We start from the raw sequence: 22,309 nt of genomic DNA, 5'->3' as shown, positions 1-22,309 counted from the left end.
ATGATCTGGTTTTATGCTTTTGCTGTTCGTTTCGCAATCAGAAGTGAATAATTTGTGATATGAATAACAATAAATTTACATAAATGAGTTAATTATTTTTTAATTCAATGGATTAAAAAAATGGCGTTGTTTCTGTTAGACTTTTTGGGTTACAACGTGTTGTCTATAAAAGCATCTGTTTTAAATTGTTTACTTGTTAATGATGTAAGGGGAAGGTGATGCATGACTCATTAACCATCGCGCTTTTGCAGGCGCGTGAAGCGGCGATGGGCTACTTCCGCCCGATAGTGAAGCGGCATAATCTGACCGAGCAGCAGTGGCGTATCGTCCGCGTGCTGGCCGAGCATCCCTCCATGGATTTTCACGATCTGGCGTTCCGCACCTGCATTTTGCGCCCAAGCCTGACCGGCATTCTGACGCGGATGGAGCGCGACGGTCTGGTGCTGCGCTTAAAGCCGGTGAATGACCAGCGCAAGCTGTACGTATCGCTGACGAAAGAAGGCAACGCGCTGTACCAGCGTGCTCAGGCTCAGGTGGAAGAGGCGTACCAGCAGATTGAGGCGGAATATACCCCGGAGAAGATGACGCAGCTCACGGCGCTGCTGGAAGAATTTATTGAACTTGGAAACCGACATATTGCCGCGCGGGACGAAGAGTAAAAACCCTAAATTCCAGGATGATTTTCGTAAAGTTTTCCCTTTCCAGGCCGAAAATTCTGTATCTGTCTGAGGAAAGAGAAAACATGTTAAATCGTATCAAGATTGTCACCAGCTTACTGCTGGTTTTAGCGATATTTGGCCTTTTACAACTCACATCCGGTGGTCTTTTCTTCAATGCCCTGAAGCATGACAAAGAGAATTTCACCATCCTGCAAACCATTCGCCAGCAACAATCCACCCTGAACGGTAGCTGGGTGGCGCTGCTGCAAACCCGTAACACCCTGAACCGCGCGGGTATCCGCTATATGATGGATCAGAACAATATCGGCAGCGGCTCAACCGTCGCCGAGCTGATGCAGATTGCCTCTGCGTCTCTGAAACAGGCGGAAAAAAACTGGGCGGATTACGAAGCGCTGCCGCGCGACCCGCGTCAGAGCGACGCTGCGGCACTGGAAATCAAACGTAATTACGATATTTACCATGGCGCGCTGGCTGAGCTGATCCAGCTGCTGGGGGCGGGCAAGATCAATGAGTTCTTCGACCAGCCGACCCAGAGCTATCAGGATGGCTTTGAGAAGCAGTACGTCACCTATCTGCAACAGAACGACGCGCTGTATCAGACCGCGGTTGAAGACAGCAACAGTTCTTACCGCCAGACTATCTGGGTGCTGATTAGCGTGCTGGCTGCGGTGCTGGTGGTGATTGTTGCCGTCTGGCTGGGTATTCGTCAGGCGCTGATTTCGCCGCTGAACCGTCTGATTGACAGCATTCGTCATATCGCCAGCGGCGACCTGGTGAAGCGCATCGACGTGGAAGGCTCCAACGAGATGGGGGAACTGGCTGACTCCCTGCGCCACATGCAGGGCGAGCTGGTGCGTACCGTGGGTGACGTGCGTAACGGCGCAAACGCCATTTACAGCGGTGCGAGCGAAATCTCGATGGGCAATAACGATCTCTCATCCCGTACCGAACAGCAGGCTGCCTCTCTGGAAGAGACCGCCGCCAGCATGGAACAGCTGACTGCCACCGTGAAGCAGAACGCCGAGAACGCCCGTCAGGCGAGCAACCTGGCCCTGAGCGCGTCTGAAACCGCGCAGAAAGGCGGCAAGGTGGTGGATAACGTGGTGCAGACCATGCGCGATATCGCCGGCAGTTCGCAGAAAATCGCCGATATCATCAGCGTGATCGACGGGATTGCCTTCCAGACCAATATTCTGGCGCTGAACGCGGCGGTAGAAGCGGCGCGTGCGGGCGAGCAGGGCCGCGGCTTTGCGGTGGTTGCAGGTGAAGTCCGAAACCTGGCGCAGCGCAGCGCCCAGGCGGCTCGCGAGATCAAGAGCCTGATTGAAGACTCCGTGGGGCGCGTGGAAATTGGTTCAACGCTTGTTGAAAGCGCGGGTGAAACCATGGGTGAGATCGTGAATGCGGTAACGCGCGTGACGGACATCATGGGCGAAATCGCGTCTGCGTCTGACGAGCAGAGCCGCGGTATCGACCAGGTTGGGCTGGCGGTGGCTGAGATGGATCGCGTGACCCAGCAGAACGCCTCGCTGGTGGAAGAGTCTGCGGCGGCGGCCGCGGCACTGGAAGAGCAGGCGAGCCGTCTGACGCAGGCTGTTGCGGTGTTCCGTATTCAGCAGGAACAGATGAAGGCGCGCGAGTTCGCCTCCGCGAAAAGCGTTGCCGCTCCGGTAGTGGCGCGTAAACCGGCGACCGCAGATGCGGGCGATAACTGGGAAACGTTCTGACGCTGTGCGTTTTGCCGGGTGGCGGCTGCGCCTTACCCGGCCTGCGGAAATGGGTTTTGTAGGCCCGGTAAGCGCAACGCCACCGGGCGATCTTACAGAGGCAGGCGCATGGCGCAGCGGGAACCATACGCTAAACCGTGCGCCGTCTCTTCCTCGCGTTTCTGGCGCAGTTCCGGCGTCAGCGTCGTCAGCATTTCAAACCCTAATCGCCTGTAGAAGGGCGCATTCCACGGGACATCACGAAACGTCGTTAACGTCAGCGAGTTCAGCCCCAGACTGCGGGCATGCGCGGCGGCACGGGCGATTAACTGGCGTCCAAGACCTCGTCCCTGCCAGTCCAGGTGAACCGACAGTTCCACAATAAACAGCGACGATGGATGAGCTTCGGCGAGAATAAAGCCCACAGGCCTGTCGTCAGCCAGCGCCAGCCAGCTTAATCCGCGTCCGGCGTAACCGAGGTGATCTTCAACAGAAATAACCTCATTGTCTGCCAGCCAGGCCAGCTCAGGAACGTCGCGAAACCGCTGCCCCGCCGCACGTTCGATGGCGGGCAGGGCAGCGACGTCGTCGATGCGCGTCGGGCGAAGGGTGAACGCCGTCATCAGCCAGCGCTACTCACAATTTTAATCTCCACCATGCCGATCCCCAGCTTGCGCGGAGCGTGACCGAGAATATTCCCTTCGTTAGTGGACTGCGGATCGGGCGGCACAATGACCAGCGTATTGCTGCGCGTTGGGTTATCGAAGTGCAGCGTGCTGGTGGTGACATCATTGCTCAGCGTCAGCGTCTGTTCTTTATCGCCGACGCGCACCGGTATAGGGCGATTCGCGTTGGGACCAAATGCCCTGGCGGTGATCACCAGATCGAATTTCTCCGGCAGCGGATGGGTATATTCAATTTTCACCTCATCGCCTAACTGGGCGTTAGACCAGCGCCCCCATGATTCCGGCCGCGAAATACCGCTGAACTGCTTCACCTCTTCCGGCGCGCCGGCAACATTAAAGATGAAGCTGTCTGCTTTATAACGAATGTCGTTGTCGACGATTTTCAGCAGTTCAACGTTGCGCTGATAGCGTGCGGTATCAATAACCGTATCTTTAAACGCGGTTTTTCCCTGCCACTGCGGTTTGTCAACGTGTTGCACGGTCTGCTCGCCGCCGAGTTGCCCCTGAGAGACGCACCAGTCGGTGGACAGCGACAGCTGTTGCGACCAGAGCTGGCCCATTTTGTAGCATTTGTCGACCCAGACGAAATTATCGCGCGGGGCGAATTCCGCCAGCTGGAAGCGCAGTGGCGCGGAGTATTCGCTTTCCGGCAGCGGCTCGACGCGGTTATCCGACACGCGCAGCAGCAGTGGCAGGCGGAAATGGCTGCCGGAGAACGCGATCATTTTTTTATCCTGATCGATGGTGAAGTCTTTTATCTCTTTCGGGAAGTTCCACAGACGAATGATATCCGGCTTCCAGGCGAGGATTTTTTCCTTCATGTTGAGGAAGATTTCCGACAGGGACTGGCCCGACAGGGTACTGCGGCCCAGTCCAATGAAGTTATCGCCACCCAGAATATCCAGCACGGTAGCGCCGTTATCCATCGAGTTACGTTTAGCGGCAATGATCTCCTGCTGCGGTTTATCGCCGCGCAGCACAAAGAACAGGTTGCTGCGATCCAGCTTATTCAGCTCATCCCAGGCGCTGTTTTTCATCGCCAGATGGTCAGATGAGACGACGATGACCGTATTTTTGAAATACGGCGACGCTTTGATTTTTTCGATTAACGCCGCGATATGCTCCTGGCTACAGGTCACGGCGCTGAACGACTTGTTGTTTTTACCGTCAATGTCGTAGCCCTGACGTTTACAGGTGCGTGAGACAAAACCATCCGGATGATGCGTGTCGACGGTCAACGCAAACAGCGAGAAGCGTTTACCGGCGCGGGAAAGCTCCTCGAATTTCTTCCAGGTTTCATCCAGAACGGTATCGTCGTAAAAGCCCCAGTCGTTGCGGTAGGCCGGATCGGCCACCGTGGTTTTCAGCTCTTCGGAACCATACAAGTGATCGAAACCGTGGGATTTCAGGAACACATCTTTCCCGGCAAAGCGCAGGTTAGCGCCCTGCATAAAGTAGTTTTCATAGCCCGAGTTTTTCAGGATATCGCCGAGGCAAATGTTCTGCGGGAAGAAGCTCGACATTGAGGCGGAAGCGTTGCCTTCAAACGGAGCGAACAGCGGAATGCCGCACTGGGAGGCCACCATCCCGGCGATGGTGTAATCCGTGCCAGGGAGCTGCATGGTGTGGCTGAAGTCGAGGCCCTGGTTTTTCAGCGCGCCAAGCTCTGGCGTCAGGTTCGGGAAAGCATCGTTATCAAAATAGGTGCGCTCCAGACTTTCGCCGTAGATATAGACCAGGTTGAGTCTGGGATTGTCGATCTTCTTCGAGGGTTCTTTGTAATAGGCCGCAAAGTCCGGGTCGCCATCGCGCGACTGGGATTTTACCAGCTCGGTAATTTGATGGAATGCGGGGCTGGCATCCACGGAGGCCAGCGCCAGGCACAGCGCCAGCAGGCTGTAGCCATGATGATGCGGACGGTGACGGCGACGGCGCAGAACCCAGGCCAGCGCGGCGAAGATGCCCACCAGGGCGACCACCAGCCCCAGACCCGGAAGGATATACTTACCTACACCAGCGCCGGTCAGGCTGTTGGTCAACGTGTAGAGCACCGCGTCGTTAATACCGTCGCCGGTAAAATAATCGCTGGCATATAACGTAATGTTTAAAACAATAAAAATGCCGAGCACCACCAGGGTGGCCACAAACCACCAGGTGTGACGACCGGCTTTCCAGGCATAAACGCCGATGGAAGCCAGGAAAAGGACAAGGGACATTAACTCTGACAACAGCAGATCCTCATCATGCCGGACGCTTAGCCGGCTAATTGCTTATTTTTTGGGTAATACAATGTAATTGCGATGTCGCTTAGCTGCAATTTTAGTGTCACGAAAGTGTGCTGTTGTTAGGATTTGGTTTATAAAATCGGATTTTTGAATACAGTCGCATCGTGGTATACGGAGGCTGAGGTGGTGGCAGGGAATAAAAAAACGCACTTCACGCCGCGGTGTAAGACTAACGTAATAAACCCGGCGTGTTGTGGCAGAAAATGGGAGACGATCAGGAGAGGAAATTAACGCCTTGTTTCAGCACCAGATCGCAGGCTTTCGTTTTCACCTGTTTCGCCAGAGATGAATTTCCAAGGGTGCTGAGGTTCAGCTGCTGGCCATTTTGCGCGTTCAGCAGGCCCTGAATACCGTCCATATAGTTGGTGTCCGCTTTCTGCTCCTGGGTGTCCAGACCCAGTTTACCCAGCACCTGGTTTTTAATGTTTTCGGTATCGGTGACGGAAGCCAGTTTCTGCTTCGCGCAGTATTCCAGAATGCCCGCCGCATTGTTCATCGTGCCGGCGCTCAGGCTTTGGGAGCTGTTACTCAGCAGGCCGGTGAGGGACGAGGCTGACAGCCCGCCCTGGGAAGTGCCGCTCTCTTTGGTTAACTCACTTGCTGCGCTGGAGAGCGACTCCTGCCATGATGCGGCCTGCGCTGCGCCAGTCACCAGCAGGGTGCCAGTAAGGATGCTGATAAGAAACTGTTTTTTCATAATGATTTACTCAACAAGGTCCGTTTTGGGCCAGAAGTGGGTTCAGTATATACCTCTGCTCTTCCGGCGCTCCCTGGAAATATCTTAATACTCTTTGCCGGTGACGCGGCTGCGGTAGCTGTCCCAGTCGAAGATGACGTACAGGCTGTTACCCAGCTTCATGCGATCCATTACCCGCTCGCCAAGAAGTCGGGTCATCTCGTCGATATTGTGGTTCGTCAGCATACCTGTTGGGCGTTTTGACGACGAACGGCGATCGACAATCTGGTTGATGATCACTTTTTCGTAGCGGGACTCCGTCTGGACGCCGATCTCGTCGATGACCAGCAAATCCACGTTACTTAAATCATTCAGCAGCTGTTCTTCGCTGGTTTCGCGGTTGCTGAAGGTGTCCTTCATGGCGGACATAATATCGGCCACGGTGATAATCAGCACTGACTTCCCGCGCAGCAGCAGCTCGTTGCAGATAGCGGCCGCAAGGTGATTTTTCCCCGTGCCGGGTTTTCCGCTAAAGATGAAGCTGGCAATGTTGCCGTCAAATTCATCCACATACTGGCGCGCCTGGTTGAGGGCGTTCATCTGCCCCTGCGACTCGACCTTATAATTCTCGAAGGAGCAGTTCTGGTGCAGAGGGCGAATGCCAGAGCGGTTAAAGGTGCGCTGCATTTTCATCGCGCGGTTTTCGCGGGCGAGGGCAGCCGCGCGAATTTTACCCTGCTCTTTTTGCCACGCCAGCAGCTCTTCACCGGTGGTGAAGGCGGGCTTCACGTTGGCGGGCATCATCTTCTGCAAACGTTTCATCAGGTCGCCGACGTTTTTCATTTCGCACCTCGGAATCCATCAGGGATTTTTTTGTCCGGTTCTGAAAAGGCATTGATATCACGTTTTGGCTGGCCATTGTTGCTGGCGCGGTTGATTTGCAGACTGCGCGCGAACTTTTGCTGCCACTGAACATGGTGGAAGACTTTTCCTTCAGCCTGCCAGTAAGCGGTAAAGGCCGCCAGCTCTTCTGGCGTCGCGGGCTGCGCGAGGGCTATTCCCCATAAGGCCGCCTGCCGCTGAAAATCGGCGTCCGGCTGCCAACCGGCGTACATGGGAAATTTCCCCATTGGAACGGCCACCGGAGCGCTGGCGGGTTCGTCAAAAAACTGATTATCCAGCATGACATCGCTCGCCGGGCGCGACAGCTTCGCTTCAATTTCCAGAAGCTGCGCCAGACGTTCCGGCGTGACCGCATAAAACGCCGGGGCGTTGTCGGCAAATACCGCGAGCGTGCCGCCTTCGGCGTGCGTCAACACACCGCGAGGATCGCGCATAAAGGCATCAATGCCAGCAATGCTGGTGGTCAGGATTCTGGAGGACATAACACTTTCTCAACTGATTACTACGGGCGTGATTGAGGGTTATGGTAGCACAGAGAGAGGAGAGGAAAGGAGAGGATTTCCCCGGCGGCGTTACGCTTACCGGGGCTAAAATCACAGGAGCTGATTACGCGATGATGTTCAGCGTCACGTCGATATTGCCGCGCGTCGCGTTAGAGTACGGACAGACGATATGCGCCGCATCCACCAGTTTTTTGGCTTCCGCTGCGTCCATCCCTTCAACGTGGATGTTCAGCTTCGCTTCGATACCAAAACCGGTTGGCAGCGGGCCAATCCCCACTTCGCCTTCAATAAAGGCATCTTTTGGCAGAGCGAATTTGTCGCGTGCCGCAACGAACTTCATTGCGCCCAGGAAGCAGGCGGAGTAGCCCGCAGCGAACAGCTGTTCAGGGTTGGTTACTTCACCCCCCATGCCACCCATCTCTTTGGGGACACCCAGTTTGACATCCAGAACGCCATCGGAAGACGTTGCGCGGCCATCACGGCCTCCGGTTGCTTTGGCTTTGGCAGTGTAAACAACTTTTTCTAAAGACATGGCAGGTTCCTCATCTTACGTTTATATGCACTATTAAATAGCGCACGATGTATTAAGTTAAAATCAGGCGCGTAAAGTATAGCCTTACGCGCGATGAAGCTGTTGGCGCAAAAGTTCGAGCTGGTGCTTGAGCGCCAGCATGGTGTCGGTATCACACTGCGCTGCACAGCCCACGGCGTGGGGTATCGTCACGGCCTGCTGTTGCAGCGCCCGACCCGCGTCGCTCAGGGTGACGGCGACCTGACGCTCATCCTGACGGGAACGCTGGCGGAAGATTAATCCTGCACTTTCCAGGCGTTTCAGCAGGGGCGTCAGCGTGGCGGAATCCAGGAACAGCCGCTCGCCAATGTCTGATACCGTAATATCATCCTGCTCCCACAGCACCAGCATCACCAGGTATTGCGGGTAGGTCAGGTTAAGCGGCGCCAGCAGTTGCCGGTAGAGCTTGTTAAGCGCCAGATTTGCCGAATAGAGGGCAAAACAGAGCTGGTTATCCAGCAGAAGCGCGTTAGTGGTGTCGTTCATTTTTGCATCCATGAAATGAATATAGATAGTGCGCAATACAATTGCAAGCTATTTTATTATACGCGTGGACGTTTGCGGTAAAGCCATAAGCCGGGGATCGACAGGCCGATGGAGAGCGCGCCCACAATCGACGAGGCTTTAAGGAAGTTGCTCAGAAGCAGGATCATCTGCGGTTCGCTGTAGCCAAAGTGGCTGATTTTGACGGCGGAAATCATCGCCGTATAGGCTGAAATACCCGGGAACATAGGAATGACTGCCGCCACGGTGAACACCTTCGGATGCGCCAGATACCAGCGGGACCACTGAATACCGATGCTGCCGACCAGCATGGAGGCGATAAACGTCGACCATTCGATATTAAAGCCCGCGGTCATCATGATCATACGTGAGCCGTGGCCAATGGCACCCAGCAGCGCACACCAGGGTAATGCACGCTGCGGGACGTTAAACACCATCGCAAAGCCAACGGCGGGAAGGGCTGCCAGGAGCATGTCCTGCGCCAGTGCGAGCAGAAAATCGATCACGCCCATCCGCGTAACCCCCAGAGTGTCATGGCCATTACCACCCCGATACAGGTCGCCAGCGTCAGCAGGCTGGCTATCGCCCAGCGCGCCAGACCGGTGTTGATGTGGCCTTTGAACATATCAGCGACGGCATTGATTAAGGGAAAACCCGGCACCAGCAGCAATACGCTGGCGGCCATCGCAACAGTAGGCGTGCTGGCGAAGTAAGGCTGGCGCAAAAGCAGGCCGGATACGGTTGTCGCCACAAATGCCGTGATGCAGAAGTTAATTTGCGGATGCAGTTGCCTGTGCGTCAACAACTGGCGGACATACATCGCGATGCTGCTGGCAAAGAATGTCACGACAGCGCCGTCCCATCCGCCCGCGTTGAGCTTGCAGAAGCAGGCGCAGGAGAGTCCCACCATCAGCACAACCAGCCAGCGTGGATACCGGAGAGGTTTGATCTGGTTGAAGCGTTTCTCTATTTCCCGCAGATCGAGCAGCCTGTGTTCAGCAAGGATCACAATGTGCTGCACTTCCGTCACGACGTGCATGTTAATGCCGCGGTCATGATTTTTACGAGTGGAGGTGAGGCACTGTCCGTCTTTAATGGTGGTCAGTACAATGGCATTTGACGAGATGGAGCTCTCAACGCTGTCCATCCCCAGCGCCAGCCCAAGGCGTGTGGAAAGTTCTTCGACGAGGGCGCTTTCTGCCCCGTGTTGTAAGAGAAAAAGTCCGCACTGAATACATAGCCGCGTGGTAGCACGTTGCGTAGACCGATCTGCCTGCATGAAACGCCCTGAAGAGAAGAGAGATTGCTTACTTTTAACACAAAGGGCAGGGCCCTTTGCGCTGGGCCAGATCAACATTTGTGCGATCAGTTGCGTGTCCAGCATGGCGAAGAGGTCGTATCTTTATTTATTTAATGAATATGTGACGAGAATTAATAAAAAAAATATATTAAGTATTTCTAATTTCATATTTTCGATCTTTTCACACAACCAGAATTAAATTCTTGTAGTCTTTATGCGATATTAAGACTGTATTGGGCGTTTCATAACCCATGTGACATTTCTTCTGGTTTACGAATATTAAGCCGTTTTGTACTAAGGAATACAAACGTGTTTAACCTCGTAGGGTTAGTTCGTTCTTAAATAATGAATTCATGACATGGAGGGTCTATGTTGCCATTGAATGGTAAACACGGAGTTGTGATTAGCAGAGTGCCGGTTATGCAAAATGGGTTAGGTGGCGTCATGTCGCGTCATTTTCCCGATTTTGAGATAACGTACTGCCGTTCGATGCAGGAGTTGACGCTACTTCAGTTGCGTCGCGCCGGGGTCGTTATTGCCGATATTTCGGGTGAGTATCGTAATCCTCGCGGCACGCTTGAGCAGTATTATGGATTAATGAATCAGTATCGGGATATTCACTGGATATTCCTTGTCTCGCGTCCTCTTTATCCGCTTGCAGTAGAGCTTCTTATGCGTCCGGAAAGCACGCTGCTTTCAGATATGGAGCCTATTGAAGGCGTCATTAACGCTATTCGCGCGGGCAGTGAACGTGCCGAGCGAATAAGCCAGACGTTATTAATACCGGAAACGCCCGATATTGAAGAGGAAAGTGAGCAAATGATTGCACTCACTCACTCTGAACGCAAGGTGTTGCGTTTACTCGGTAAAGGTTGGGGAATCAACCAAATTGCCACACTACTGAATAAAAGTAATAAAACGATCAGCGCACAGAAAAACAGTGCAATGCGTCGCTTATCACTTCGCAGTAATGCCGATATGTACGCGTGGATAAGCAGTACCCAGGGAATGCGAGAACTCAGTTTAATGTCGGCTTATGGAGAGTTTGAGGAATGGAAAAGACCACTGCAACAAGACATATCGCCGTCATCGAAAGCTGCTCAATGAGCGCTGTGGGGCTGAAGCATCTCTTTGCGATGCCCAGCCTGAGCCATTACCAGGTGCACCTGTTTAGCAGATTCGCCAGCTTTAAAGCGGCGCTCTCGGATATCTCATTCTATGCGGTTATCTATTCACTGTCTGATGAGCGTGAGGAGCGGAGAAACTGTCTTGCCTGTTTACGGGATCTCACCTTCACCCACAGCGACGTCCAGCGTATTGTGCTGGCCTCTGACGAAATGGAGGCGAGGCTGGTCAGCCATCTTTCGCCTTCTCGCTTGCATGGAATCATCAGTAAATCGGTTCCGCTAAAGCAGCTAATGGAGGGCCTGAAGACATTACTCAGCGAAACGCATCAGGTGAACGACAACATGTACAATCACTGGTGTGTTAGCAATCGTATGTTAAGCCCAACCGAGAGGGCGATTCTGCGTTATATGTCATCGGGTTTTTCGATCCCTGAAATTGCAGCACAGCTTGAACGCAATATTAAAACTATCCGGGCGCATAAGTTTAACGCCATGGTAAAGCTGGGCGTCAATTCTGACGTGGGATTACTGGATGCGGCGGATATCCTGGCGCATCTCCCTGCCCGGGAAGTTCGTCGTTCCGCTCTCACCGTTCCTTCATTCTCTTAGCGTTAAATGATGCGCCAGAGTTCTTCTGGCGCATCGTTCAAATGCACACATCCACCCATTTTGCTGCGGTCAGTTCCGCCATTCTGTCGGGCGATATACGCACCGCACTGTGGATGGCGCCCGCTGCGGGTAACACTTCCGCGTATTGTTTTAATGTGATGTCACAGTAAACAGAAAGCGGGTTTTCCAGTCCGAAAGGGCAGACGCCGCCAACAGGATGACCTGTCAGGGTGACTACCTCATCGCTGCTGAGCATGCGGGCTTTTGCGCCGAATGTCTCTTTAAGCTTTTTGTTATCCAGACGCGCATCGCCTTTTGCAACCACCAGAATCACGTCATTTTTAATTTTTAGTGACAGCGTTTTGGCAATTTGGCCGGGTTCAACGTTGTGCGCGGCAGCAGCAAGGGCAACAGTCGCTGTGCTTTGGTTAAGCTCAATGATCTCTATATCCGGAGCGTGTTCGGCAAAAAACTGTTGTACAGACTGCAAACTCATTGATTCCTCCTGACAAATATCCTGCGTAATCTGTCATAAGAATTTAGTCGCTGTAAATATCCCTTAAGTAACAAATATCCGTCTGGGGCGATTTCTGGATCGCCTTCACATTCACAGAAACCGGTTACAGTAACCGGTTGCAGAGCGTGATGCAGAGATTAATACTGAGTGTGTAACTTCCCCTGTATCTAATAATAAGAGCTAATTATGAAACCATTCCGTTTGAGCAGTACCGCAGGTACACGATCCGGCAAGGTTGTGACGCTGATGTATGGAACAACGTGTGACGTGAGAACGTCCGAAACGAACGTATGACAGGAGATCTGCTATGTCTGCCAACCATGCTGCATTTAATCTGATTTTCCGCTTCGTTGAAAATTATGTTAGCCCTATTGCCGGGCGCATCTCTTCCCAGCGTCACGTTATGGCTATTCGTGACGGGTTTATCTCAGCGATGCCGTTTATGATTGTGGGCTCGTTTCTGTTAGTGTTCGCTTACCCACCTTTTTCGCCTGATACCACCTGGGGTTTTGCTCGCGCCTGGCTGGATATGGCGAAGCAGTTTGAAGGCCAAATTCTGACGCCGTTTGATATGACAATGGGGGTGATGTCCCTTTATATCTGTGCGGCTATTGCCTACAACCTGGGCAAACATTACGTTAAAACCCATCAGCTGGATCCGTTCATGTGCGCGATGCTGTCGCTGATGGCGTTCCTGCTGGTCGCCGCCCCTAAAACCAAAGGCGCTTTGCCGGTCGATAGCCTGGGAGGGACCGGTATTTTCACCGCGATTCTGGTGGCGATCTATTGCGTTGAGATGATGCGTTTCCTGAAAGCACACAATATCGGGATCCGCCTGCCAGACCAGGTTCCGCCGATGATCAAAAACTCGTTTGATCTGCTGATCCCGGTGCTGGTGGTGGTGCTGACGCTCTATCCGCTGAGTCTGCTGATCCAGTCGCAGTTCGGTATGCTGATCCCACAGGCCATCATGTCGATATTCAAACCGCTGGTCTCTGCGGCTGACTCGCTGCCTGCGATCCTGCTGGCGGTGCTGATTGGCCACCTGCTGTGGTTTGCCGGGATCCACGGCGCGGCGATTGTCTCCGGGATGCTGCAAATGTTCTGGCTGACGAACCTGGGGGCGAACCAGACCGCGCTGGCGGCAAGCCAGCCTTTGCCACACATCTTTATGGAAGCCTTCTGGACGTTCTTTATCGTTATCGGCGGATCGGGGGCGACGATGGGTCTGGTGTTCTGCTATCTGCGTAGCCGCTCCGCGCACCTGCGCTCTATTGGACGTCTGAGCGTGGTGCCAAGCATTTTCAATATCAATGAGCCGGTGATTTTCGGTACGCCGATTGTGATGAACCCGGTGTTCTTTATTCCTTTCCTGCTGGCGCCGATGGTTAATGCCGTGCTGGCATGGGCAGCGATGAAGTTTGATCTGATTGGCCGCGTGATTTCCGTCGTGCCGTGGACGGCACCGGCTCCGGTTGGTGCCGCCTGGGCGCTGGGCTGGGATTTCCGTGCAGCCATTCTGGTGCTGGTTTTGGCCTGCGTTTCCGCCATTATCTATTTCCCGTTCTTCAAGGTGTACGAGAAACAGTTGCTTCAGCAGGAAGCGGAAGAAGCACAGCGTAATGGAGAAGAGGAAAATCAGCAGGTCGCTTAGGTAAAAGCAAAACGGCAACGCAGGTTGCCGTTTTTAGTGTTTGTTCTCTCTCACTGCGGGTATCAGGCCGGGCCAGACTACTTAAGCGTGCAATCGCCGCACTGCTGGACGTCCGGCAGACGGTAGCGCTGACAGCAGGTACGACGTACCAGAAGTCCCTCACGCGGAACCACGGTGCGGTAAAGAGGGTTATCCCGTCCATCCGACAGCTGTCTGGCAAAGAAACAGCTCTGACGCAGTGCATCCACTTTCTCGTCGCCGAGCAGCGGCTTCATTTCCGTTAAATACCAGTGGATAAGATACCCGGTATTACTCCAGATCAGTTTGCCGTTAATCTCTCCCGTCGCTTCCAGCGCATCAATGACCGGAACCAGCGCTCTTGTAATCAGCCGTTCCATACGCGCCTGCGCTGACAGGTGTCTCGCGCTCGGATCTTCATGTACATCAATCCAGAAACAGGCAGCGCGCCCGGTTTCATGAAATTCAACATGAAAATGTTCCGACGAGAGATCGAGCATCGTTTCCTGGGTCAGCAGGGCTAGCATGACAGGCGGCACCATCAGCCCGATATACCACTGTGCCCAGAGGGATAACAGCGGTTTATTTTCCCGCGTCAGGGTAGGTTGGTTACGATAAATATGGTCGGAATAGGTTGCCAGCAGCGACCGCAGCTCGGCAGGACGTTGCCACTCAGTCAGCGTCAGCGCATGATGCGGCGGTGCTTCATCCAGTTTGATGAAATCCAGCAGATGGGCGCGCGTTACGGCAATTTTTTCCCGAATGGCATCCGCAAGCGTCGTTTCCCCGGCGGAGAGTGGAGCTCGCCAGAGCAGGGGCTCAACGATGTGTGCGGTACGAGTCGCCATAGTGTGGATTACAAATCTAAATGATAATGATTGCCAATCCTAACTATAGATAAAACCAAGCGCAAGCGTTTTATCCTGGCGCTGTGAAGGCGGTTTCAGGCAGTATGAAGCTCTTCGCTCAGCAGAATGCTGTTACGTCCCATATGCTTGGCTTCATAGAGGGCTTTATCCGCTTTCGCCAGCGCGCCCTCAACGTCTTCACCTTCGAACATGGCGATGCCGATGCTGATGGTCACGTTAGTGGCGACGCTTTCGTTAAACATATGGGGGATTTTAAGATCGTAAACCTTCTGACGTATGCGTTCAGCCGTCTGGCGCGCTTGCTCCAGCGGGATGTTACTCAACAGCACCATAAATTCTTCCCCGCCAAACCGGGCGACAACATCGCGTGAGCGCACGGCGTCGCGTATCGCAGCCGAGACCCTGATCAAGGCCTGATCGCCCATCATATGGCCGTAATGGTCGTTGTAGGCTTTGAAGTGGTCGATATCCATCAGCAGCACGAAGTGCTCGCCAGCGTCAGGCCTGGGAAGGTTCTCCAGCCGGCTTTGCAGCCCGCGACGGTTATACAGGCCGGTGAGCGGGTCCATCATGCTAAGATCGGTCAGGGTTTCGCGCTCCTCCAGCAGTTCGGAAAGCAGCTCCTGGGCGAAACGGTCATTGCGCCGCTGAAGAACATGATGGATACCAATGGCGACCACCGGCAGCGCGAAAAAATAGGCCATTCTCAGCCAGTTTTCGGACGGGCTAAGCCACAGGCAGGATATAAAGGCGGGAAATGAATGTAACGTAAAGGCTTTAATATTACTCGCGAACGCCAGAGACCCTATAAAAAGCACTGTTAATAGCGCCATCATTAAATAGGTCGCGTGATCGTGCGTGATTAACAGAAATTTAGAGACGATCTGCCAAGCCCATAAAAGACCAAAAATAGCTGAAACAACAGGGATATTTATTTTTCGCGTGCTGTTTTTCCAGTGCCAGATAAGTAAGCCTGTGCTGATAGTCAGTACGGCAAAGAGCGGGACTGATAACACACGCACGGAATAGAGAGGATTTGTTACCGAGAACAATGCTGATGCGGCGTTCAGAAATAAAAACAAACGTAAAGATAGCTGATATTTCTTGTTGACTAAAGACAGCCAGGATTGTGATGTCATATGCGTGCGTTTTTATTAAAACTCAATTAAAACAATGAGCAAGGTGTTGTTGTGTAATATTGGTCGCTACAAAATTGAATTTTTATTATCAGAAAAACTTTATCGGAAGTTAACAGGTGGGCAATTTATCACCTTACACATTCTCTGTCATTATGGGAAAGCAATTGCTGGCGCAATTTCTTACGTCGCCTGCTGACAAGTGATAATCTCTATCATATGATACTGGTTATCATTATCAGTGCGAGAGGTGAAACCATGTTGAGCAAAGCGCTGGGAAGTGGGTGGGGAATATTACTGCCTGGTTCCATTATCGGTGGGCTGATGTTTGCCGATCTCCCCATTGATGTCTGGAAAGCAATGATTGTTTCAGGCTTGCTGGTGACATCCGCGATGATCTGGCACAAACAGTTACGGCATTATGTCCTGCTGCCTTCATGCGTGGCGCTAATCAGTGGACTGCTGGTGATTCTGATGAGTTTGAAATAAAAGAGAAAAATAAGAGGGACTGCTGAGAGGATGTAAGATAATTGGTGCGAGGGGGGGGACTTGAACCCCCACGTCCGTAAGGACACTAACACCTGAAGCTAGCGCGTCTACCAATTCCGCCACCTTCGCACAGTCATCTTACTGGTTTGATATCGCCTCGTTGGTGCGAGGGGGGGGACTCGAACCCCCACATCCTAAGGACACTAACACCTGAAGCTAGCGCGTCTACCAATTCCGCCACCTTCGCCCAGTGCGAGCAATATCAACGTGATTTATGGTGCGAGGGGGGGGACTTGAACCCCCACGTCCGTAAGGACACTAACACCTGAAGCTAGCGCGTCTACCAATTCCGCCACCTTCGCATACCATCGACACTGTAAAAGTATCGTAACCACGGAGGCGCATTCTAGATGTTTTCAGCTTTACGTCAACAGAAAATTGCGCACGTTGTTTTGATTGCTGCAAAATTGGGCGATGGCAGCGTCAGCCATCGCCGGACCGGGGGGGTTACTTTTTCGCCTGGCGCGTCATCACGGTGCGATAGACCTTAAAGCGGCCCGTCTGGGCGATCACTTCGTGGAAGCCAAAGGTTTCATCCAGTACTTTCGGGTATGCGAGGAAGGCGTTCGCCACAATACGCAGCTCACCGCCGCTGTTGAGGTGACGGGTTGCGCCACGGATCAGCGTTTGCGCCGCTTCAAGGCTGGTCTCCATTCCGTCGTGGAACGGCGGGTTAGAGATGATCATGTCAAAGCGACCGGTCACGTCGGAGAAGACGTTGCTGGCAATCACGTCGCCTTCAATGCCATTCGCAGCAAGCGTGGCGCGGCTGGCTTCTACCGCCGGAGCGCTCACGTCACACAGGGTTAAACGCACTTTTGGTGAGTGACTGGCGAGAACCGTTGACAGCACGCCCGCGCCACAGCCGACGTCCAGCACTTTGCCCTTGGTATGAGGCGTCAGGGTGGACAGCAGCAGCTTACTGCCCGTATCGAGCGCATCACGGCTGAACACGCCCGGCAGGGTTTTAATGGTCAGGCCTTCAAGCTGGTACTCGTCCCAGAAGGCGTCGGCATCGAAGGTGGTCTGTTTTTCCAGACGACCATGGTACAGGCCGCAGCGACGGGCGCTGTCGATTTTCGTCAGCGGTGCCCAGGCTTCGAGCATCTGCTCTGCGCTACGCACCCCGCTGCGGTTTTCACCGACAACAAAAATATCGCAGCCGACCGGCAGCAGAGAAAGCAGGTTCATCAGCTGGAACTGGGCTTCCGGCTTGTTTTTTGGCCAGTAGTAAATGAGCGTATCGCAGTCAGCAATATCGCTCTGCTCCGCCGCCAGGCTAAAGCGCGCGCGCTCGCCCATCTGACGGCTCAGCACCTGCCAGTGGTGATAGTACTGGGTGTGGGCACGGCTTTCAGCACAGTCGAAACGTGCGGGCAGGTCATCCTGCATATCTCCGGCAAACAGAATACGGCTCTCTTCGAAATCATCACTGTGACGCAGCAAGACTTCACTTGCCGGGGTAAATGCAGACATGAATTGTTCCTCAATAAACTCAGGCGGGGATTATAGTAGGTAGATGGCGCAGTTTCGACACATTTGCTATATTTGCGCGCCTGAGAGACAGGAGTTTTCGCTATGACATCCCGACGAGACTGGCAGTTGCAGCAACTGGGCATCACCCAGTGGGCTTTGCGTCGCCCGACGGCGTTGCGGGGCGAAATAGCCATCTCCATCCCTGCGCATGTCCGCCTGGTGATGGTGGCAGAAGCGCCGCCTGCCCTGAACGAGCCCCTGATTGAGGATGTCCTTCGCAGCCTGAAGGTGACCCACGATCAGGTATTACAGCTGGCGCCCGAAAGCGTCGCGATGCTTCCCCCTGACAGCCGCTGTAACAGCTGGCGAATCGGGGCTGTGGATGAGCTACCCCTTGAAGGAAGCCAGATCAGTTCTCCAGCGCTGGACGAACTGAAAGCCAACCCAAAAGCGCGTAGCGCGCTATGGCAACAAATTTGCGAATATGAACACGATTTCTTCCCTCACGACGGCTGACCTGACCACCGCGTTCGCGATTGAAACCCGCGCCCATGCCTTTCCGTGGAGCGAAAAGACGTTTGCCAGCAATCAGGGCGAACGCTATTTAAATCTCCGCCTGGACGTTGACGGTGCGATGGCTGCGTTCGCCATCACGCAGGTCGTTCTGGACGAGGCGACGCTGTTTAATATCGCGGTCGATCCCGCATACCAGCGCCGCGGGCTGGGCAGGGAACTGCTTGAGCACCTCATTCGTGAGCTGGAAACCCGTGACGTTTTCACCCTGTGGCTGGAGGTGCGCGCGTCCAATGTCGCCGCCATCGCGCTCTATGAAAGCTTAGGCTTCAACGAGGCGACTATCCGCCGTAACTACTACCCCACCGCAGAGGGACGTGAAGACGCCATTATCATGGCTCTGCCGATTGGATAACGAAAATAAGGTTGTAACGATGAAATGGGACTGGATTTTCTTTGATGCCGACGAAACGCTGTTTACGTTTGACTCGTTCGGCGGCCTACAGCGGATGTTTCTCGACTATAGCGTGACGTTCACCGCGGAAGATTTTCAGGACTATCAGGCGGTGAACAAACCGCTGTGGGTGGATTACCAGAACGGAGCCATCACCGCGTTACAGCTTCAGCATCAGCGTTTTGACGTGTGGGCTGAACGGTTAAACGTGAGTCCTGGGGTGCTGAACGAGGCCTTCCTGAATGCGATGGCGGATATCTGCGCGCCGCTGCCCGGCGCCGTTTCTTTGCTGGATTCGCTGAAAGGGAAGGTGAAGCTTGGGATCATTACCAACGGCTTTACCGCGCTTCAGCAGATTCGCCTTGAACGCACCGGCCTGCGCGATCATTTCGACGCGCTGGTGATCTCCGAAGAGGTGGGCGTACCGAAGCCGGATCCGCGTATTTTCGATTATGCGTTGGCGCAAGCGGGCAATCCTGACCGCGATCGCGTGCTGATGGTGGGGGATACGGCAGAATCTGATATTCTGGGAGGTATGAGATCGGGCCTGTCGACCGTCTGGCTGAATGCGCATGGCCGCATGCTGCCGGAAGGCATCGAGCCGACCTGGACCGTTACGTCATTGAACGAACTGGAGCAGCTCCTGTGTAAACAATGATTGCCTGCCCCCTGTTGATGGGTAAAATAGCCGCATTTTTCGTATTCCATGATGCGCGGCCTGCTGCCGCGCTTACCTAAGAAGAATTGATTATGACGTTGTCTCCTTATCTGCAAGAGGTGGCCAAACGCCGCACTTTTGCCATTATCTCGCACCCGGATGCCGGTAAAACGACCATCACCGAGAAGGTGTTGCTGTTCGGACAGGCGATCCAGACCGCGGGTACCGTTAAAGGCCGTGGCTCCAGCCAGCATGCTAAATCCGACTGGATGGAGATGGAAAAGCAGCGTGGTATTTCGATTACCACCTCCGTGATGCAGTTCCCGTATCACGACTGTCTGGTGAACCTGCTGGACACCCCGGGGCACGAAGACTTCTCCGAAGATACCTACCGTACCCTGACGGCGGTGGACTGCTGCCTGATGGTGATCGACGCCGCGAAAGGTGTTGAAGATCGTACCCGCAAGCTGATGGAAGTCACCCGTCTGCGCGATACGCCGATCCTCACCTTTATGAACAAACTCGACCGTGACATCCGTGATCCGATGGAGCTGATGGATGAAGTGGAAAACGAGCTGAAGATTGCCTGCGCGCCAATCACCTGGCCGATTGGCTGCGGCAAGCTGTTCAAAGGGGTTTACCACCTCTATAAAGACGAAACCTACCTGTACCAGACCGGTAAGGGTCACACCATTCAGGAAGTGCGCATCGTGAAAGGTCTGGACAACCCGGATCTGGACGCAGCGGTCGGTGAAGAGCTGGCCGCGCAGCTGCGCGATGAGCTGGAGCTGGTTAAAGGCGCGTCGCACGAGTTCGATCGAGAGCTGTTCCTGAGCGGTGAAATTACCCCGGTCTTCTTCGGTACCGCCCTCGGCAACTTCGGCGTTGACCATATGCTCGACGGTCTGGTGGAGTGGGCCCCGCAGCCAATGCCGCGTAAAACCGACACCCGCGAAGTAGAAGCAAAGGAAGAGAAGTTCTCCGGCTTCGTCTTTAAAATTCAGGCCAACATGGACCCGAAACACCGCGACCGCGTTGCCTTTATGCGCGTGGTCTCCGGTAAGTACGAGAAGGGCATGAAGCTGCGTCAGGTCCGTATCGGTAAAGACGTGGTGATCTCCGACGCGCTGACCTTCATGGCAGGCGACCGTTCGCATGTAGAAGAAGCCTATCCGGGTGACATCATTGGTTTACACAACCACGGTACCATTCAGATTGGCGATACCTTCACGCAGGGCGAGATGATGAAGTTCACCGGTATCCCGAACTTCGCGCCGGAACTGTTCCGCCGCATTCGCCTGCGCGATCCGCTGAAGCAGAAGCAACTGCTGAAAGGCCTGGTCCAGCTTTCCGAAGAGGGGGCTGTACAGGTGTTCCGCCCTATTGCTAACAACGATCTGATCGTGGGCGCGGTGGGTGTGCTCCAGTTTGACGTGGTGGTTGCCCGTCTTAAGAGCGAGTACAACGTGGAAGCGATTTACGAATCGGTGAACGTGGCGACCGCCCGCTGGGTTGAATGTTCAGACGTGAAGAAATTCGAAGAATTTAAACGTAAGAACGAAGTTCAGCTGGCGCTGGACGGTGGCGATAACCTGACCTATATCGCCCCGACCATGGTTAACCTGAACCTGACGCAGGAACGTTATCCTGATGTTCAGTTCCGCAAAACGCGCGAGCATTAATTCCCTCTCAGAGCACGGCAGCCGCCGTGCTCTTCTTTAATTCCTGTGTTATTAAACCCTTGCGGAATGTTCTTAATTCACCGCAATTTTTCGCTATTCGTTCGTTTTTTCCCCAATTCTGAATGCACCCCTCTGATTGTGATCTATATTTAACTCAGTGTTTAGCACCGGGCGTGGATGAATTAACTGTTCAATGCATGTTCATTGGTTCTCCATTTTGCCCCGGTGTTAATTCGCAATATATAAAACCAAGATTTAGGGAAGTATGTCGCCCAAATAATGGGCAAAACACAGGAATAAATCGATGAATATGACAAGACTGAAGATTTCTAAAACTCTGCTGGCTGTAACGTTGGGTAGTGTCCTGGTAAGCGGTTCTGCTCTGGCGGAATCCAGCACCATGGATAAAGCGCAAAGTTCCGCCAATACCGCAGGGGAAAAAATCGATAGCTCTATGAATAAAGTCGGTAATTTCATGGATGACAGCTCAATCACAGCAAAAGTGAAAGCCGCACTGGTGGATCACGACTCCATTAAGAGCACCGATATTTCTGTAAAAACCGACAACAAGGTTGTCACCCTGAGCGGTTTCGTTGAAAGCCAGACCCAGGCTGAAGAAGCCGTTAAAGTGGCGAAAGGTGTTGAGGGCGTAAGCTCCGTCAGCGACAAACTGCACGTACGTGACAGTAAAGAATCGTCCGTGAAGGGCTATGCCGGAGATGCAGCAACTACCAGCGAAATCAAAGCTAAACTGTTAGCTGACGACATCGTGCCATCCCGTATGGTGAAAGTTGAAACCACTGATGGTGTGGTCCAGCTGTCCGGTACGGTTGAGAATCAGGCACAAAGCGATCGTGCCGAGTCAATTGCGAAAGCTATTGATGGTGTGAAAAGCGTCAAAAACGATCTGAAAACGAAGTAAAGCAGTACCATTCGCCCGTAAGGCTTAAAACCGCGGGCGAAATAAAAACGATTCTGGAAAAGCCGGTGAGTGACCTGAGCGCTCACGTTTAGCGGCCGACATTAACTATGGTAAAGGAGAGGCTTATGTTTCGTTGGGGCATTATATTTCTGGTTATCGCGTTAATTGCCGCCGCATTGGGCTTTGGTGGACTGGCGGGTACCGCGGCATGGGCAGCGAAAATTGTCTTCGTCGTCGGTATTATTCTGTTCCTGGTCAGCCTGTTTACGGGTCGACGTCGCCCGTAGCAAACGCAATATTTACTAAACAAA

General features: G+C 53.5%; 25 protein-coding genes and 3 tRNA genes. 12 read left to right on the top strand and 16 right to left on the bottom strand.

The genetic code is table 11. The features are described from left to right. The first annotated feature begins 218 nt into the window (after positions 1-218). Both hpaR and tsr read left to right on the top strand, forming a co-directional pair. On the top strand, positions 219-659 hold the full coding sequence (gene hpaR, locus ACOTYB_RS01185) for a homoprotocatechuate degradation operon regulator HpaR (RefSeq protein WP_003856591.1): 441 nt from the start codon (positions 219-221) through the stop codon (positions 657-659). A gap of 83 nt (positions 660-742) precedes the next feature. Then, positions 743-2,407, top strand: a complete 1,665-nt coding sequence (gene tsr, locus ACOTYB_RS01180; protein WP_409248715.1) for a methyl-accepting chemotaxis protein — start codon at positions 743-745, stop codon at positions 2,405-2,407. Between the two features lie 92 nt (positions 2,408-2,499). On the opposite strand, the gene ACOTYB_RS01175 is transcribed toward tsr, so the two are convergent. The 9 genes from ACOTYB_RS01175 to ACOTYB_RS01135 all read right to left on the bottom strand — a co-directional run bounded on the left by ACOTYB_RS01175 (position 2,500) and on the right by ACOTYB_RS01135 (position 9,793). Beyond that, entirely contained in the window at positions 2,500-3,009 is a 510-nt protein-coding gene (locus tag ACOTYB_RS01175; RefSeq protein WP_126524607.1) for a GNAT family N-acetyltransferase, read from the bottom strand. Beyond that, on the bottom strand, positions 3,009-5,300 hold the full coding sequence (gene opgB / locus ACOTYB_RS01170; protein ID WP_126524606.1) for a phosphatidylglycerol--membrane-oligosaccharide glycerophosphotransferase: 2,292 nt from the start codon (positions 5,298-5,300) through the stop codon (positions 3,009-3,011). Before opgB ends, ACOTYB_RS01175 begins: the two co-directional genes overlap by 1 nt. A gap of 271 nt (positions 5,301-5,571) precedes the next feature. Further along, positions 5,572-6,054, bottom strand: coding sequence for a DUF2501 domain-containing protein (locus ACOTYB_RS01165; RefSeq protein ID WP_003856582.1), 483 nt, complete (start codon positions 6,052-6,054; stop codon positions 5,572-5,574). Positions 6,055-6,138: 84 nt separating this feature from the next. Next, positions 6,139-6,876, bottom strand: a complete 738-nt coding sequence (gene dnaC / locus ACOTYB_RS01160; protein ID WP_003856580.1) for a DNA replication protein DnaC — start codon at positions 6,874-6,876, stop codon at positions 6,139-6,141. After that, positions 6,873-7,418, bottom strand: coding sequence for a primosomal protein DnaT (gene dnaT, locus ACOTYB_RS01155; RefSeq protein WP_003856579.1), 546 nt, complete (start codon positions 7,416-7,418; stop codon positions 6,873-6,875). Before dnaT ends, dnaC begins: the two co-directional genes overlap by 4 nt. A gap of 124 nt (positions 7,419-7,542) precedes the next feature. Then, entirely contained in the window at positions 7,543-7,971 is a 429-nt protein-coding gene (locus ACOTYB_RS01150; RefSeq protein WP_003856578.1) for an organic hydroperoxide resistance protein, read from the bottom strand. Between the two features lie 84 nt (positions 7,972-8,055). Beyond that, positions 8,056-8,508 carry a MarR family winged helix-turn-helix transcriptional regulator gene (locus ACOTYB_RS01145; RefSeq protein ID WP_032608457.1) on the bottom strand — a complete coding sequence of 151 codons (453 nt, stop codon included), beginning with the start codon at positions 8,506-8,508 and terminating at the stop codon, positions 8,056-8,058. 44 nt (positions 8,509-8,552) lie between these two features. Beyond that, the gene (locus tag ACOTYB_RS01140) at positions 8,553-9,026 is read right to left on the bottom strand and encodes a threonine/serine exporter (RefSeq protein WP_003856576.1); all 474 of its coding nucleotides are present in this window, start codon (positions 9,024-9,026) and stop codon (positions 8,553-8,555) included. Then, the gene (locus ACOTYB_RS01135) at positions 9,017-9,793 is read right to left on the bottom strand and encodes a threonine/serine ThrE exporter family protein (protein WP_003856575.1); all 777 of its coding nucleotides are present in this window, start codon (positions 9,791-9,793) and stop codon (positions 9,017-9,019) included. The genes ACOTYB_RS01140 and ACOTYB_RS01135 overlap by 10 nt, the downstream gene beginning before the upstream one ends. A gap of 390 nt (positions 9,794-10,183) precedes the next feature. Here ACOTYB_RS01135 and ACOTYB_RS01130 point away from each other — a divergent pair, with 390 nt between their 5' ends. Continuing rightward, positions 10,184-10,921: a helix-turn-helix transcriptional regulator gene (locus ACOTYB_RS01130; protein ID WP_003856574.1), complete on the top strand. Its 738-nt coding sequence runs from the start codon at positions 10,184-10,186 to the stop codon at positions 10,919-10,921. Then, positions 10,918-11,550 (top strand): DNA-binding transcriptional activator BglJ, encoded by a 633-nt coding sequence (gene bglJ, locus ACOTYB_RS01125; protein WP_003856573.1) that lies wholly within the window; start codon positions 10,918-10,920, stop codon positions 11,548-11,550. Before ACOTYB_RS01130 ends, bglJ begins: the two co-directional genes overlap by 4 nt. Before the next feature lie 37 nt (positions 11,551-11,587). Here the strand turns inward: bglJ and ACOTYB_RS01120 are convergent, their stop codons facing one another. Beyond that, positions 11,588-12,046 (bottom strand): YbaK/EbsC family protein, encoded by a 459-nt coding sequence (locus tag ACOTYB_RS01120; protein WP_003856572.1) that lies wholly within the window; start codon positions 12,044-12,046, stop codon positions 11,588-11,590. Between the two features lie 328 nt (positions 12,047-12,374). Here ACOTYB_RS01120 and ACOTYB_RS01115 point away from each other — a divergent pair, with 328 nt between their 5' ends. Further along, positions 12,375-13,721: a PTS cellobiose transporter subunit IIC gene (locus tag ACOTYB_RS01115; protein WP_003856571.1), complete on the top strand. Its 1,347-nt coding sequence runs from the start codon at positions 12,375-12,377 to the stop codon at positions 13,719-13,721. Between the two features lie 77 nt (positions 13,722-13,798). Here the strand turns inward: ACOTYB_RS01115 and fhuF are convergent, their stop codons facing one another. Both fhuF and ACOTYB_RS01105 read right to left on the bottom strand, forming a co-directional pair. Continuing rightward, on the bottom strand, positions 13,799-14,587 hold the full coding sequence (gene fhuF, locus ACOTYB_RS01110; protein WP_003856570.1) for a siderophore-iron reductase FhuF: 789 nt from the start codon (positions 14,585-14,587) through the stop codon (positions 13,799-13,801). A gap of 95 nt (positions 14,588-14,682) precedes the next feature. Then, positions 14,683-15,747, bottom strand: coding sequence for a GGDEF domain-containing protein (locus ACOTYB_RS01105; RefSeq protein WP_003856569.1), 1,065 nt, complete (start codon positions 15,745-15,747; stop codon positions 14,683-14,685). Positions 15,748-15,963: 216 nt separating this feature from the next. Between ACOTYB_RS01105 and ACOTYB_RS01100 the strand changes: the two genes are divergently transcribed. Next, positions 15,964-16,233, top strand: coding sequence for a DUF1435 domain-containing protein (locus ACOTYB_RS01100; protein ID WP_026080652.1), 270 nt, complete (start codon positions 15,964-15,966; stop codon positions 16,231-16,233). A 42-nt stretch (positions 16,234-16,275) separates the two neighbouring features. Here the strand turns inward: ACOTYB_RS01100 and ACOTYB_RS01095 are convergent. The 4 genes from ACOTYB_RS01095 to rsmC all read right to left on the bottom strand — a co-directional run bounded on the left by ACOTYB_RS01095 (position 16,276) and on the right by rsmC (position 17,769). Beyond that, positions 16,276-16,362 (bottom strand) — tRNA-Leu (locus ACOTYB_RS01095). Between the two features lie 32 nt (positions 16,363-16,394). Then, a tRNA-Leu gene (locus tag ACOTYB_RS01090) sits at positions 16,395-16,480 on the bottom strand. 28 nt (positions 16,481-16,508) lie between these two features. Then, a tRNA-Leu gene (locus ACOTYB_RS01085) sits at positions 16,509-16,595 on the bottom strand. 145 nt (positions 16,596-16,740) lie between these two features. Continuing rightward, on the bottom strand, positions 16,741-17,769 hold the full coding sequence (rsmC, locus tag ACOTYB_RS01080; protein WP_023324121.1) for a 16S rRNA (guanine(1207)-N(2))-methyltransferase RsmC: 1,029 nt from the start codon (positions 17,767-17,769) through the stop codon (positions 16,741-16,743). 102 nt (positions 17,770-17,871) lie between these two features. Here rsmC and ACOTYB_RS01075 point away from each other — a divergent pair, with 102 nt between their 5' ends. The 6 genes from ACOTYB_RS01075 (at position 17,872) to ACOTYB_RS01050 (ending at position 22,285) form a co-directional block, all read left to right on the top strand. Further along, positions 17,872-18,285, top strand: coding sequence for a DNA polymerase III subunit psi (locus ACOTYB_RS01075; protein WP_047052526.1), 414 nt, complete (start codon positions 17,872-17,874; stop codon positions 18,283-18,285). After that, positions 18,254-18,697 (top strand): ribosomal protein S18-alanine N-acetyltransferase, encoded by a 444-nt coding sequence (gene rimI / locus ACOTYB_RS01070; protein WP_003856565.1) that lies wholly within the window; start codon positions 18,254-18,256, stop codon positions 18,695-18,697. Before ACOTYB_RS01075 ends, rimI begins: the two co-directional genes overlap by 32 nt. A gap of 19 nt (positions 18,698-18,716) precedes the next feature. After that, positions 18,717-19,394, top strand: coding sequence for a pyrimidine 5'-nucleotidase (gene yjjG / locus ACOTYB_RS01065; RefSeq protein ID WP_003856564.1), 678 nt, complete (start codon positions 18,717-18,719; stop codon positions 19,392-19,394). Positions 19,395-19,486: 92 nt separating this feature from the next. After that, positions 19,487-21,076 (top strand): peptide chain release factor 3, encoded by a 1,590-nt coding sequence (gene prfC / locus ACOTYB_RS01060; RefSeq protein WP_003856562.1) that lies wholly within the window; start codon positions 19,487-19,489, stop codon positions 21,074-21,076. A 304-nt stretch (positions 21,077-21,380) separates the two neighbouring features. Continuing rightward, the gene (gene osmY, locus ACOTYB_RS01055) at positions 21,381-21,998 is read left to right on the top strand and encodes a molecular chaperone OsmY (protein ID WP_003856559.1); all 618 of its coding nucleotides are present in this window, start codon (positions 21,381-21,383) and stop codon (positions 21,996-21,998) included. 125 nt (positions 21,999-22,123) lie between these two features. After that, positions 22,124-22,285, top strand: a complete 162-nt coding sequence (locus ACOTYB_RS01050; RefSeq protein WP_003856556.1) for a DUF1328 domain-containing protein — start codon at positions 22,124-22,126, stop codon at positions 22,283-22,285. The last annotated feature ends 24 nt before the right edge of the window (positions 22,286-22,309 follow it).

The sequence above is a fragment of the Enterobacter cloacae complex sp. IR5450 genome, from assembly GCF_049238665.1.
Taxonomy (GTDB): Bacteria; Pseudomonadota; Gammaproteobacteria; order Enterobacterales; family Enterobacteriaceae; genus Enterobacter; species Enterobacter hormaechei_C.
Note: the sequence above shows the minus strand (reverse complement) of the source record. Positions and strands in the feature narration are given on the sequence as shown.